This window comes from Kribbella sp. NBC_00709 (assembly GCF_036226565.1).
Lineage (GTDB): Bacteria > Actinomycetota > Actinomycetes > Propionibacteriales > Kribbellaceae > Kribbella.
In genome coordinates, this window is sequence record NZ_CP108996.1 from 1,643,500 (window position 1) to 1,656,569 (window position 13,070).

11 protein-coding genes are annotated in these 13,070 nt (G+C 69.3%); 6 read left to right on the forward strand and 5 right to left on the reverse strand.

What is annotated here, in order from left to right:
* Positions 1–195: 195 nt before the first annotated feature.
* Positions 196–1,893, forward strand: coding sequence for an LLM class flavin-dependent oxidoreductase (locus OHA18_RS07995; RefSeq protein WP_329003180.1), 1,698 nt, complete (start codon positions 196–198; stop codon positions 1,891–1,893).
* Here the strand turns inward: OHA18_RS07995 and OHA18_RS08000 are convergent.
* Positions 1,876–3,279 carry a mycothione reductase gene (locus tag OHA18_RS08000; protein WP_329003181.1) on the reverse strand — a complete coding sequence of 468 codons (1,404 nt, stop codon included), beginning with the start codon at positions 3,277–3,279 and terminating at the stop codon, positions 1,876–1,878. The two genes, OHA18_RS07995 and OHA18_RS08000, sit on opposite strands and share 18 nt — an antisense overlap.
* Before the next feature lie 66 nt (positions 3,280–3,345).
* On the opposite strand from OHA18_RS08000, the gene OHA18_RS08005 reads away from it, so the two are divergent.
* Positions 3,346–4,044, forward strand: coding sequence for a DUF4429 domain-containing protein (locus OHA18_RS08005; RefSeq protein WP_329003182.1), 699 nt, complete (start codon positions 3,346–3,348; stop codon positions 4,042–4,044).
* Positions 4,045–4,125: 81 nt separating this feature from the next.
* Here OHA18_RS08005 and OHA18_RS08010 read toward each other — a convergent pair whose 3' ends face one another.
* Complete coding sequence (locus tag OHA18_RS08010) at positions 4,126–5,445, reverse strand: MFS transporter (RefSeq protein WP_329003183.1); 1,320 nt, start codon at positions 5,443–5,445, stop codon at positions 4,126–4,128.
* Positions 5,442–5,891, reverse strand: coding sequence for a MarR family winged helix-turn-helix transcriptional regulator (locus OHA18_RS08015; protein WP_329003184.1), 450 nt, complete (start codon positions 5,889–5,891; stop codon positions 5,442–5,444). The genes OHA18_RS08010 and OHA18_RS08015 overlap by 4 nt, the downstream gene beginning before the upstream one ends.
* A 98-nt stretch (positions 5,892–5,989) precedes the next feature.
* Here OHA18_RS08015 and OHA18_RS08020 point away from each other — a divergent pair, with 98 nt between their 5' ends.
* Positions 5,990–7,063 (forward strand): hypothetical protein, encoded by a 1,074-nt coding sequence (locus tag OHA18_RS08020; protein WP_329003185.1) that lies wholly within the window; start codon positions 5,990–5,992, stop codon positions 7,061–7,063.
* A gap of 243 nt (positions 7,064–7,306) precedes the next feature.
* On the opposite strand, the gene OHA18_RS08025 is transcribed toward OHA18_RS08020, so the two are convergent.
* Positions 7,307–8,779: an NCS2 family permease gene (locus tag OHA18_RS08025; protein WP_329003186.1), complete on the reverse strand. Its 1,473-nt coding sequence runs from the start codon at positions 8,777–8,779 to the stop codon at positions 7,307–7,309.
* A 72-nt stretch (positions 8,780–8,851) separates the two neighbouring features.
* Here OHA18_RS08025 and OHA18_RS08030 point away from each other — a divergent pair, with 72 nt between their 5' ends.
* Together OHA18_RS08030 and OHA18_RS08035 are read left to right on the forward strand one after the other, a co-directional pair.
* Positions 8,852–9,166, forward strand: coding sequence for a DUF2530 domain-containing protein (locus tag OHA18_RS08030; RefSeq protein ID WP_329003187.1), 315 nt, complete (start codon positions 8,852–8,854; stop codon positions 9,164–9,166).
* A 25-nt stretch (positions 9,167–9,191) separates the two neighbouring features.
* Positions 9,192–9,725: a class IV adenylate cyclase gene (locus OHA18_RS08035; protein WP_329003188.1), complete on the forward strand. Its 534-nt coding sequence runs from the start codon at positions 9,192–9,194 to the stop codon at positions 9,723–9,725.
* A gap of 223 nt (positions 9,726–9,948) precedes the next feature.
* Here OHA18_RS08035 and OHA18_RS08040 read toward each other — a convergent pair whose 3' ends face one another.
* On the reverse strand, positions 9,949–10,770 hold the full coding sequence (locus tag OHA18_RS08040) for a DUF3027 domain-containing protein (protein WP_329003189.1): 822 nt from the start codon (positions 10,768–10,770) through the stop codon (positions 9,949–9,951).
* A gap of 264 nt (positions 10,771–11,034) precedes the next feature.
* On the opposite strand from OHA18_RS08040, the gene OHA18_RS08045 reads away from it, so the two are divergent.
* Positions 11,035–13,068: an MFS transporter gene (locus OHA18_RS08045; RefSeq protein ID WP_329003190.1), complete on the forward strand. Its 2,034-nt coding sequence runs from the start codon at positions 11,035–11,037 to the stop codon at positions 13,066–13,068.
* The last annotated feature ends 2 nt before the right edge of the window (positions 13,069–13,070 follow it).

Genomic DNA, 13,070 nt, shown 5'->3' on the forward strand with positions numbered 1-13,070 from the left:
CCGAGGTTAGGCGGTCCCAGGGGTTGCCCGCGTGTCAATTTGGGACTCGACCGGACGTGGCAAGGGTTCCGCCGCCTGTGGGCGGGCTGGTCCGAGCGCCACGATCCACCGCGACGGTGGGCTTCTGAAGGGGCAAAGCTTGGTAGGGCGACGTCGGCGCACTTGACCGTGCCGTCGAACGCCCGAGGTGAGGCATTGGTTGCCGGAGGCGCCTTTGGCTTCGTCCTCGCGTCCGGCCCCCGCCGTACTCTCCTTCCGCTGTCGGTGTTCGCGGCGATCGAGTCGCCGGTCGGAGGGACCGGACTGGCAGTCACCTTGATGGCGACCGGCCTGCTGACCACGTCCGGTTATCTCCTGATCCGGCGCGCGACGCCGATCGAGCGCCGTACCGAGGCACCGGATGCCTTCCCTCTTCGAGTGATGTCGCGTCAGACTGCGGCAATGGACGAAGTGAAGTTGCCGTCTCCGTGTGTGGTGGTGCTGGTCGGGCCGGGTGCGTCGGGGAAGTCGACGTGGGCGGCGGAACGGTTCGGGTCCGAGCTGATCGTTTCGAGTGATCGGCTCCGGGCTCTGGTCGGCGCGGGCGAGGACGACATCGCGGCCAGCGCGGACGCGTTCGCGTTGCTGGAAGAGGTGGTGCGGCAACGAATCGGGCGGCAACTGACCACTGTGATCGACACCCTGGGGCTGGACAGCGAGCGGCGGCTGCGCTGGCTCGGGTTGGCGCGAGCTGCCGGAATGCCTTGTGTGGCAGTGGGATTCGATACACCGGCCGACGAGTGCCGGCGGCGGAACCGGGAGCGGGACTCGAAGCGGATCCCGGCCGATGTGCTGACGTCGCAGCTGCGGTCATGGACGGGTGTGAAGAAGGAGATGCCGAACGAAGGCTACGACCAGGTACTCCAACCGACAGCTGTGCGGGTGGTTCCTGAGGCGTTTGTCGAAGCCGGCGCTGCGGCGGTGCGGCAGGTGGAGAAGCCGACCGGTCTGCGGTTCGGGTTGCAGTTGAGCAGCTACACGCATGCTGGGGGGCGTGCCGGGATGGCGGAGTGGATCCGGGAGGTGGCTTCCCGGGCCGAGGCTGTCGGGTTCGACTCGATCTATGTGATGGATCATTTCCGGCAGATTCCGCAGGTGGGGCGGGCGTGGGACGACTTCCTGGAGAGCTGGACGACGCTCGGTTACCTGGCTGCCTGTACGACGCGCCTGAGGCTGGGCACGCTGGTCTCGGGGATCACGTACCGTAACGTCGCGCACCTCGGCAAGATCGCGGCGACTCTCGACGTACTGAGTGGTGGGCGGGCAGTGTGCGGCGTCGGGCTCGCCTGGTTCGAAGCGGAGCACAAGGCGTACGGCTGGCCGTTTCCGCCGGTGAGTGAACGGTACGCATTGCTCGAGGACGCGCTGCAGTTGCTGCCGGTTTTATGGGGGCCAGGCAACAAACCGTTCCACGGCAAGGTGCTCGACGTGCCGGACACCACCTGCTATCCGCGACCACTGCAGGAACACCTGCCGGTGCTCGTCGGCGGGAGTGGCCCGCGAACTCTTCGGCTGGCCGGGCGGTACGCGGACGCGGTGAACGTGTTCGGGGATGTCGCCGCCGTGCGGAAGGCCGCCGGCTACCTCGGCGACAGGCCCGTCGAGCTGACGCACCTCTCGACAACCCTTGTCGGCAAGGACTCTCGGGACGTGGACCAGCTCATCCAGAAGCTGCGGCCGCGCACCGTGAACCCGGCCCGGTACGCCGCCTTGGTGAACGCGGGCACCGTGGACGATCAGATCGGGCGGTTCCGCGAGCTGTCCGAGGCGGGCGTGGCCGAGGTGATGATCAGCCTGCCCGACCTCGAGACGCTCGACGCGGTCGCCGACGTGATCTCAGCCTTCCGGGTGTAGGTCTAGCTGCAGCAGGGCGTTCTCGATCAGTTCGGGCATCGCGGGGTGGATCCAGTACTGGCCGCGGGCCATCGAGTACGCGTCCAGCTCGAAGCTCATCGCCTGGATGACCGGCTGGATCACGGTCGGCGCCTGCGGGCCGATGATGTGGCAGCCGATGATCTGGCCGGTCTTCGGATCGGCGAGGATCTTCGCGAACCCGGTGGTGTCCTCCATCGCCCAGCCGTACGCGATGTCGGCGTACCGCTGAACCGCTTTCACATAAGGGATCCCGCGGTCCTTCGCCTCCTCCTCGGTGAGGCCGACCGACGCGATCTGCGGCGAGCTGAAGACCGCGTGCGGGACGAAGCGGTGGTCGGACTCGATCCGGTCGTCCGGGTTGAGCAGGTTGTGCTTGACCACCCGCGCCTCGTGGTTCGCGACGTGCTTCAGCTGGTGCGGGGTGGTCACGTCGCCGAGCGCGTAGATGCCGTCGACAGTGGTCTGCTGGTACTTGTCCACGACCACCCGCGCCTCGCTGTCGACCTCGACACCGGTGGCATCCAGGTTCAGCAGGTCCGAGTTCGGTTCGCGGCCGACCGCGATCAGCAGCTCGTCGACGATCAGCTCGTCGGCGCCGTCCGGGTTCAGCATCCCGACCAGGATCGAGCCGTCGTTGCGCCGTTCCACCCGGACCGTCTCGTGGTTCAGGCGTACGTCGTACTTCTCCTGGGCGACCTTCGTGTACGCCGCGGCGAGCTCGCCGTCCTCGTGCCGGAGCAGCACGCTCGACCGGGCCACGATCGTCACCTCGACGCCGAACGACGCGAACACGTGCGCGAACTCGGCCGCCACGAACCCGCTGCCGATGATCGCCAGCCGGCGCGGCAACTCGTCCAGCCGCATGACCGTGTTCGACGTGTGGAACCCGGTCTCCTCGAGCCCCGGGATCGGCGGCACGACCGGCCGGCTCCCGGTGGCCAGCACGAACCGGTCGGCGCTGAACACGCTCGTCGACCCGTCCTTGTTGTCGACGGTCAGCTCCTTGAACCCGGTGAACCGCCCCGTCCCGTCGTACACGGTGACGTTCGAGTTGTCCGGGTTGTGGTGCCGGTACTCCGACCCGCCCGCCGCGATCGGGTCGATCCGCCCGAAGATCCGGTCCCGGACATCGGTCCAGCGGACGTCGAGCAGCTGCTCGTCGACGCCGTACCGGGAACTCTCCGACGGGGTCGCGGCCAGGTCGGCGGCGTGCACGAACATCTTGGTCGGGATGCAGCCGACGTTCAGGCAGGTGCCGCCGAACGTTCCGCGCTCGACGATCGCCACCTTGGAGTCGGCGAACCGCCGGTTCACGATGGTGTTGCCGGATCCGGTCCCGATGACTACCAGGTCGTAATGGGTCACACCCCATTGTGGCGCTTACACGCAAGGGCGTGCGGTTGGACCCGGTCACCAGGAAGGATGGGCAGCGTGGGAAGTGGTGAGCTGACGAGCACGAACGGCACGGTCGTCTGGGACGGCATCGGGGTCCTCCGGCTCCGGTACGACGGAACGCGGGCCGGGCCGGACGCGCTGACCAGCTCGCTGCGGACCCGGTTGGGCGAACGGGTCCTGCCGGTCGAGGCCCTGCAGGCGGTCGAGGTCGGCCCGTCGGGACTGAAGCTCGTCCTCCGCGACGGCGCCGACCCGCTGCAGTCGGTCAGCGGCGGTCACGTCGTGATGGACCCGTACGACTTCCCGGAGGTCGATCCCGCGCTCGCGGAGGAGATCGCCGGCGACATCCGCCGTACCCTCGTGCGCCGCGACGTACCGGCGACGGCGGCCACCCGTTGGCTGCTCGCACCGCCGGCCGCGCCGGACCGGCTCGAGGGCCGGGACGTGACGCTGTCGGTGGCGAACGGGCGACTCACCTTCGCCTACAAGCGATCCGCGCGCCGGAAGAAGAAGGCCCTCGGCAACCTCTGGTCGGTGCCGCTGAGCGACATCGTCGACGTCGAGTGGACGCCGGCCCAGCGACGCGCCCGCGGCTTCCTCCGGGTCACCACCTCCGGCACCCCGGTCGAGCGCCCGAAGCCGAAGCACGACCCGGCCGCAATGCTCACCGAGCCGGGCGGGGACGTCGACGCCCTGTTCTTCGCCGCCCGGGTGCTGACCCGGATCCGGCCGTAGCTGGATCTGGATGCATGCACAACCCGCCTGACGGCGGGCATTCGCCCCCGATCGGGCGGGTTATGCATGCGCCCAGATCCGTTAGGCGACTCGGGGTCCCGCGTCGTGGAGGTCAGGCGTCTCGAGGACGGCCTTGTCGCCGAGCAGTTCGGTCTGCGGCAGGACCTCGAGGTGCGGGCGCGGCAGCAACCGCGGCCGGATGGCGAGGCCGCGCCGGCGGGAGAAGTACAGCACCGAGGCGACCGTCCCGATGACCGTCAGCCCACCGCCGACGATCAGCGAGTACCGCGCGCCGAGCACCTGCCCGATCCAGCCGATGAACGGCGAGCCGATCGGCGTACCGCCCATCAGGACCGTCATGTACAGCGCCATCACCCGGCCGCGCATGGTCGGCTCGATGCTCAGCTGCATGGTCGCGTTCGCCGAGGTCAGCATGGTCAGCGAGGCCAGCCCGACGATCGGCAGGACCAGCGCGAAGGTCAGGTACGTCGGCATCACGGCGCTGACGATCTCGGCGATACCGAACGCGAGCGCGGCCCCGATCACCAGGCGGGCCCGGATCCGGACCCGGCGGGCGGCCAGCAACGCACCGGCCAGTGAGCCGATCGCCAGCACCGAGCCGAGGATGCCGTACTCCCCCGCGCCCTTGTGGAACACGCTCGTCGCCATCAGCGCCGAGGTGAGCTGGAAGTTCAGCCCGAAGGTGCCGGCGAAGAACACCGCGACCAGGACCATCATCAGGTCCGGCCGGCGCCACAGGTAGCGCATGCCGTCGCGGATCATGCCCTTCTCCCGGCCGGCGGGCTTCGGGGTGTGCAACTCGGAGACCCGCATCATCCGCAGCGAGAAGATGACCGCGGCGTAGGTGAAGCCGTTGACCAGGATCACCGGACCGGTGCCGATCCAGTTGATCAGCAGACCGGCCAGCGCCGGGCCGAGCAGGCGGGCGGCGTTGAAGGAGGCCGAGTTCAGCCCGACCGCGTTGGACAGCTCGTCGCGGCCGACCATCTCGACCACGAAGGACTGCCGGGTCGGGGCGTCGAACGCGGTGCCGACGCCGAACAGCAGGGCCAGCAGGTACACGTGCCAGGGCTGGACGACGCCGGCGATCGTCAGACCACCGAGGAACAGTGCGACGGAGGCCATCCAGATCTGGGTGCAGGTCAGTACTTGCCGCTTCGGGAAGCGGTCGGCGACCAGTCCGGCGTACGGACCGAACAGGAGGGCGGGCAGGAACTGGAGGCCGGTGACGATACCGAGCGCCGTCCCCGAGTGGGTCAGCTCCAGGACCAGCCAGTCCTGGGCGACACGCTGCATCCAGGTGCCGACGTTCGAGACGATCGCGCCGGATGCGTAGAGACGGAAGTTACGGACTTTGAACGCGCGGAAGGTCGGGCTCACTGGGCCGCCAGGCGTTCGAGAACAGGTGCTGCCTTGCGCAGGATGTCGCGCTCCTCGGGGGTCAATTGCTTCAGCTTGGTCTGCAGCCACTCGTCGCGGCGCCGGCGGTTCGCCAGGATCAGCTCGTCGGCGTGGCTGGTCAGCTCGACGACGATCTGGCGCTTGTCGGTCGGGTGCGGGCGGCGGGCCACCAGGCCGGCCTCCTCCATGTTCGTCACGATCCGCGTCATCGACGGCGGCTTCACCTGCTCGTGGGAAGCCAGCTCGCCGATCGTCATCGACTCGTGCTTGGACAGCGCGCCGAGCACGCTGAGCTGGTTCGCGGTGAGATCGTGACCGGGCTCACGCTGGCGCCGGATCTGCCGGGACAACCTGAGCGTCGACGACCGCAGGGCACTCGCCAGCCCGACGTCACTCTTCACCTGCTGCGCTACGACTTCGGGCATATCCTTACCTTAACTCATTACCTTTGCTAAAGAAAAACGCCGAGCCGGTGGCTGGTATTCCCCGGCGGCGACACACCGAGCCGCTAGGGTTCCCGGGCATGGGGACGAGTGCTGAGCTCGCACGGTACGAGCAGCGGTTCCGGCGGGCGGGGCTGCCGCTGTTCATCGAGGACTTCTCGCCGACGCACGACATCTTCACGCGGGCGGCGCCGCTGCTGGTACTGGTGTTCCTCGCCGAGATGCTCGGTGCGACCTCGCTGGACTGGCTCTGGTGGCAGAACCTGCTGGCCGCGCTCGGGGCACTGATCGTGCTGGTGGCCGGGTTCGGCCTGCTGAACAGGTTCCGCGGGCGGAAGTTCTGGTCGCTGCCGACCCGGTTCGGGATCCCGGAGTTGGCGGTGTTCGTCCTGCTGCCGGCGTTGCTGCCCGTGGTCACCCAGGAGCAGGTCAAGCAGTTCTTCGGAGTTGCGGCCGGCAACCTCTTGCTGGTCGGAGTGGTGTACGTCGTCGTGGGCTACGGCCTGATTGCGACCATCGTCTGGGGACTGCGCCAGCTGGCCCGCGAGCTGGCGAACTCGGTCGCCAGCTTCATCCGCGCACTCCCGTTGCTGCTGGTCTTCTCCCTGGTGCTGTTCATGACCGCCGACATGTGGCAGGTGTTCGCGGCCATGCCGACCGCGTTCATCGTCTTCTCCGCGGTCGCGTTCACCATGCTGAGCACGCTGTTCCTGCTGATCCGGCTGCCGCGCGAGGTGGACGCGATCGAACGCGACGCCGGCTCCGGCCCGCCGCTGCGCCCGATCCAGCGCTTCAACGTCAGCATCAGCCTGGTGATCCGGCAGTGGATGCAGGTCCTCGTGGTGAGCGCCGGCGTCGGCCTGTTCTTCGTCGCGTTCGGCATGCTCGCGATCAGCTCGCACATCTACGACCAGTGGGGCATCAGCACCGGCGCCTGGTCGTACGACGTCAACTGGCTGAACCATCCGATGGTGCTCAGCGCATCGCTCGTGAAGGTTGCCGTGGGCATCGCGAACTTCACCGGCCTGTACTACTCGATCGCCCTGCTGACCGACGCGACGTACCGCACCGAGTTCCTCGACAACGTCAGCACCGAGCTCCGCGACCTCTTCACCGCCCGCGCCGAGTACCTCGAACTCCGCCGTACCCCTTAGACGCTCGCACCGAAGAGCTCGTCGATCCGGCGGTGAGACCAGGGTCGCCGTCGTCGGTGAAGCGGACGGCGCTCATCTTCTCGAGCTTGTCCAGGATCTGCTCGTCGCCGCTGATATGGACAGGATCGTGCAGGTAGCGCTCGACTGCCTCGAGGTCCGGTACGGCGGCCAGGTACGAGTGGGTGAAGACAGACGGTCCTCCACGCCTTCGGGAACGCCTGGGCCCGGCCGCGGCGTTCGCGCTCAGGTGAGCCAGTCGGTGAGGGGGCCGATGGCGAAGTAGACGACGAAGAGGGCTGCGACGACCCACATCAGCGGGTGGACCTGGCGGGCCTTGCCGCGGACCGACTTGAGGATCACGTACATGACGAAGCCGGCGCCGATGCCGGCCGAGATCGAGTACGTGAACGGCATCAGGATGATCGTCAGGAACGCCGGGAACGCGACCTCGATGTCATCGAAGTCGATCCCCTTCACCTGCGTCATCATCAGGAAGCCGACCAGGATCAGCGCCGGCGTCGCCGCCTCGTACGGGACCAGGGTGACCAGCGGCGCGACCACCATCGAGATCAGGAAGCAGATCCCGGTGACCACGCTCGCCAGGCCGGTCCGCGCGCCCTCACCGACACCCGACGCCGACTCGATGTACGACGTGTTGCTGGACACCGATGCGGCGCCACCGGCCGCGGCCGCGACGCTGTCGACGATCAGGATGCGCTGCGAGTTCGGCGGGATGCCGTCCTTGTCGAGCAGGCCGGCCTCGGCGCCGATCGCGGTCATCGTGCCCATCGTGTCGAAGAAGTCGGCCAGCATCAGCGTGAAGATCAGCAGCAGCGCCGACACCACGCCGATCTTCTCGAACGAGCCGAACAGGCTGAACTCGCCGATCGTGTCCAGGTTCGGTTTCGTGAACCACTGGTCCGGCAGCTTCGGCACGCTCAGCCCCCAGCCGCCGGGGTTGTCCGCGGTCCGGGCGCCGATGTTGCCGATGGCCTCGATCACGATCGACAGCACGGTCGCGACCAGGATGCCGATCAGGATCGCACCCTTCACCTTCCGCGCGTACAGCGTGACGATCACGATCAGGCCGATCACGAACACCAGCACCGGCCAGCCGCGGAGCGTGCCGCCGACGCCCAGTTCCACCGGCGGGCCGGTCGGCGCGGCGGGACGGCGTACGAACCCGGCGTCGATCACGCCGATGAACGCGATGAACAGGCCGATGCCGACACTGATCGCGATCTTCAGCTGCAGCGGCACCGCCTCGAACACCGCCTTGCGGAACCCGGTCAGCACCAGGACCAGGATGATCAGGCCCTCGAGGACGACCAGGCCCATCGCGTCCGCCCAGGTCATCTTGGTCGCGACCGAGAACGCGATGAACGCGTTCAGGCCGAGCCCGGTGGCCAGCGCGAGCGGGAAGTTCGCGACCACGCCCATCAGGATCGTCACCACGCCGGCGACCAGCGCGGTCGCGACCGCGATCTTCGCGATCGCCGCCGCCGGGTCGGTGCCGCCGCCGACGAACTGGCCGGCGCCGTCCTTGACGGTGCCGATGATCAGCGGGTTCAGCACGACGATGTAGGCCATCGTGAAGAACGTGACCAGCCCGCCGCGGAGCTCCCGTCCGAGCGTGGACCCGCGTTCGCTGATCTTGAAGAAGGAGTCGAGAAAACCGGTACCGGAGCGGGCCGTCGAGGCCTGGGGCGAGCTCATGCCCGCATCGTGCCAGGTCCTACCGGGCAGTTGCGAGCACTGACCCCAAACCGTTGCGGTTAAGGTGGGGGCGTGACTGAGGAGGAGCAGGGCGGGGCCAAGAAGCGTACCGATCCGACGAGCCAGCTGGCCCGTGGGGAACTGGTTCACGCCGAGGTCAAACCGCTGGACCTGTCCGGCATCCCCAGCGTCATCACCGGCATCGCCCTGTGGGTCGTGTCCTTCGTGGTCCTGCTGATCTTCCACGACCGCCTCGAGGCCAACGGCCTCGACTGGTGGCTCTGGGTCCCGGTCGCCGGCTTCGGCCTGGGCCTCATCGGCCTCTGGTACTGCAAACGCCGCTGGTCCGCCATCCAAGCCGGCCACCGCCCAGCCACCGAGGACTGACCCCGCCGCACCGAAGAGGGATCCGATGCCGATCGAGTACGAGGCGAAGGTTCTGGACATCGATGCAGAGGGTGTTGCGGCGGAGATCCTGGCGCTGGGTGGACGCCGGGTTGCGGACCGGGCGATGCGGCGGTTCGTGTACGACGTCGCGGCGGGCGACGGCACGCGCTGGATCCGGCTGCGGGACACCGGCACGGAGGTGACGCTGACGGTCAAGGAGATCGCACACGACGGGATCGACGGTACGACGGAGACCGAGGTCGTGGTCAGCTCCTTCGAGACCACGGACAGCCTGCTGCGGCGGATCGGCTTCGAGCCCAAGTCCTACCAGGAGAACCGGCGGACGAGCTTCGAGCTGTACGGCGCACAGCTCGAGATCGATCACTGGCCCCGCATCCCGCCGTACCTCGAGATCGAGAGCCGCTCCCGCGAACACGTCGTGGAGGTCGCCGCCACCCTCGGTTTCCCCGAGGACCAGCTGACCGGCGAGAACACCATCAAGCTGTACGCCCGCCACGGCATCAACCTGAACGAGATCCCGGTACTGCGGTTCGGCTAGTGTCCTGAGTCGGAAGTTCGGCGAGAGATTTCGGTGTTCAGGTGCGTGCATCGCGGTGCGTGGTCAGTGGCCTCGATGCGGAGCATCGTGGGCGCTGGGCACGTGCCGTGAGGTGCGTGCCTGGGCGCCGAAAGCGCCGTCGAACTTCCGACTCAGGACACTAGAGGCCTGCTGCCAGACGGGTGCCGGACTGTAGGTGCCCGGGCCCGTCCTTTTCGCGGGGCTAGTCTTCGGCGAGTTCTTCGGCGGCGCGGGGGGTCAGGGCCACGTTGGGGTCGGCTAGCTCGAGGGTGTCGTAGCCGGTGGTGTCGAAGGCGTGCTCGGGGGTGGGGGGTTCGGTGATGTCGATGGTGGCGTCGGAGTGGGCGCCGCAGCCGTAGTCGTAGGCGACGACGCGGGCCTCGCCGGGGGCCATCTCGTTGGCACAGACGCCGAAGGCCTGGCCGAGGCTGTCGGCGAGGCGGATCCAGTAGCCGCAGGAGTGGCACTTGTACGGGACGGCCTGGGCGATCGGGGAGGCCGGGCCGAAGTCGCCGGCGTACCAGCGTTCGGCTGCTTCCTCGCGGCCGAACGGCGACAGGACGCGCTCGCGGCCGAGGCCGAGCTCCTCGACGACGGTGAGGACGTCCTCGGGCGCGTCCGCGGTGTCGGTGAAGCCGGGCTCGAGGCGCGGGTCGTCGGCGTGGGTCGGGAACAGGTCGCCGGGACGCAGGTCGCCGGGCTGGACGCGGTCCGACCACGGAACCCACTCGGGCGCGACGATCGCGACGTCGCCGGGGAGCATCACGACCTCGTTGACCGTGACGGTCTTGGCGCGGGAGGCGCGGGTCACGGTGACCGCCCAGCGCCAGCCGCGGTACCCGGGGTGGGTCGAGGCGAAGTAGTGGGTGACGAGGCGCTCGCCCTCGACCAGATGACCGAGGTGTTCCCCGACCTGCTTGGCGCCGGCCTCGGCGATCGCGGCGTCACGGGCCGGCTCGACCGCCGCGACGCAGACGGCGTCGGGCTTGGCACGGACCGGTTCCGGAGCTCTGACGGGAGTCACAATCGCCCATTCTCGCACGCCCGCCGCAGTACTCCGAACCGCCCGGGCTTCTCCGCAATCCACAGGCGATACGCGCGGTGACTGCGCTCTGTCCCCGGAGCGAGGCAGGATGGTTCCATGCACTCCCCCGACCCCGCCGACCCGAAGGCGACTCCCGGTGGATCCACCCCGGAGAGTCAGCCACGCGGTGCTGCGGAGAACGGCGGAGGTCCACCGACGGCCGGACGCGGTGGGTCGGGGGCGGGCGGTTCGGGGGGTTCACGAATGAGCGGTCAGAGCGGGAACGGCGGCGGGAACGGCGGCGGGAACGGCGGCGGGAACGGCGGCGGGAACGGCGGCGGGAACGGCGGCGGGAACGGCGGCGGCAACGGCGGCGGGCCGAAGGACGCCGGCGCGAGTGGGCCGGCGAAGGGTGATCGGCTGAGCGACGCCCGCGAGCGGGTGGGGTCCGCCGGCAAGAAGGTCGGACATGCCTCGAAGGTCGGGGCCGAGGGGGTTGCCTCGGCTTCCAAGAAGGCGGCCGAGGTCAGCGGGAAGGTCGGCCGGGCGACCGGCCGCCGGATCCGCGGGCTCACCAGCGCGCAGGGTGCGGGTGAGTCAGGGCTTTCGCGGCTGATCGAGCTCGGCGCGGTCAACGCAGCCGGCGATACGGCGTTCGCGGTGTCGCTGGCGGGGACGGTGTTCTTCACCGTGCCGAGCGACCAGGCGCGCGACCGGGTGGCGTTGTTCCTGCTGCTGACGATGGCGCCGTTCGCGTTGATGGCGCCGCTGATCGGCCCGATCCTCGACCGGTTCCGGCACGGCCGGCGCTGGGCGATCGGCGCGACCCTCGGCGTACGGGCGTTCCTGGTCTGGAGCCTGGCGTCCTCGATCTCCGGCCACGGCTCCGCGTGGTTGTATCCGGCCGCCCTCGGCTGCCTCGTTGCCTCCAAGGCGTACGGCGTGACCCGTGCCTCCGCCGTACCGCGACTGCTCCCGAAGCAGATCACCTTGGTCACAGCCAACTCGCGCATCTCGCTGGCCGGTGTCGCCGGCGCGACGATCGGCGCCGGGATCGCGGCCGCGTTCGCCGCGATCGGCCCGCAATGGTCGCTGCGCTGGGCCGCGCTGGTGTACATCGTCGGCCTGATCCTCGCGATCCGCCTGCCCAGCGCGGTCGACTCCCCCGCCGACGAAGAAGTCACCGGTACGGCGGGACGCGAGGCGCGGCGGCGTGCGATCACCGCGGCGGTGTCACGCGGGATCCGGTGCAACCTGGGGCTGCGGTTCGTGTCCGGGTTCCTGACCATGTACTTGGCGTTCCTGTTGCGCGACCAGCCGATCAGCGGGGTGAAGGGCGCGGTCGCGGCCGGTGCGGTGATCGCCGCGGCCGGGATCGGGAACAGTCTCGGCACCGTGCTCGGATCGTTGCTCAAGGCCCGTAAACCGGAAACCGTCGTACTGGTGGTGCTGCTCGCCGACGCGACCGTGGCGGTCGCGGTCGCGGTGCTGTACGGGTTGCCGATCCTGATCGCGCTCGGTCTGGTGGCCGGGTTGTGCAGTTCGCTGGGGAAGTTGTCGCTGGACGCGATGATCCAGCGGGACGTGCCGGAGTCCGTGCGTACGTCGGTGTTCGCGCGCTCGGAGACAGTGCTGCAGCTGGCCTGGGTGATCGGCGGCGGGTGCGGGATCGTGCTGCCGTTGATCCCGCGGCTCGGGTTCGGGTTCCTGGCGGGCGTGCTGGTCGTCGTGGTCTTCCTGGTACTGCGGATGCGCCAGGCGACCCGTCCCGCCGACGGACCGCTGCGACCCGGTGGTCTGGGCGGACCGCGACCTGGTCCACGGCCTTCCGGGCAAGGGCAGGGGCACGACGGGTCGTCCGGGCACGGGCACGACGACGGATCGTCGGGCAGGTCGCGGCCGGACAGCACCACGCGGACGATCCTCACCACCAGCGTCGCCGAGCAGCGCGCGAACCGGGCACGCCGCTCGGACTCCGGCGAAGAGCCGACCATCGAATGGCGCGGCGGCGACCAACCGCCGGCCGGTCCGCCGCCGGCCCAACGTCCAGACCCGGGCCAACGTCCCGACCCTGGCCAACGTCCAGCCCCGGGCCGCCGCCCGGAGCCCGGTAGCCGTCCGGACCCCGGTAGCCGTCCGGAGTCACCGGGCGGGCGGTGGTGGAGTGGGCAGCCCGACGAGGACGAGGACACCCAGAACCAAGCCCCCTGGGCCGAGGAGCCGACCGAGGAACGCAACCGGGGCAGCGTCTTCAAACGCCGCCCCGGCGGCGACACCCCCCGCCGTCCACCCCGCTGAAC

Bases quoted from the DNA above. Each gene is read 5' to 3' on its own strand.
- OHA18_RS08015 (WP_329003184.1), bottom strand. From the start codon at position 5,891: ATGCCCGAAGTCGTAGCGCAGCAGGTGAAGAGTGACGTCGGGCTGGCG.
- OHA18_RS08020 (WP_329003185.1), top strand. From the start codon at position 5,990: ATGGGGACGAGTGCTGAGCTCGCACGGTACGAGCAGCGGTTCCGGCGG.
- OHA18_RS08025 (WP_329003186.1), bottom strand. From the start codon at position 8,779: ATGAGCTCGCCCCAGGCCTCGACGGCCCGCTCCGGTACCGGTTTTCTC.
- OHA18_RS08035 (WP_329003188.1), top strand. From the start codon at position 9,192: ATGCCGATCGAGTACGAGGCGAAGGTTCTGGACATCGATGCAGAGGGT.
- OHA18_RS08045 (WP_329003190.1), top strand. From the start codon at position 11,035: ATGAGCGGTCAGAGCGGGAACGGCGGCGGGAACGGCGGCGGGAACGGC.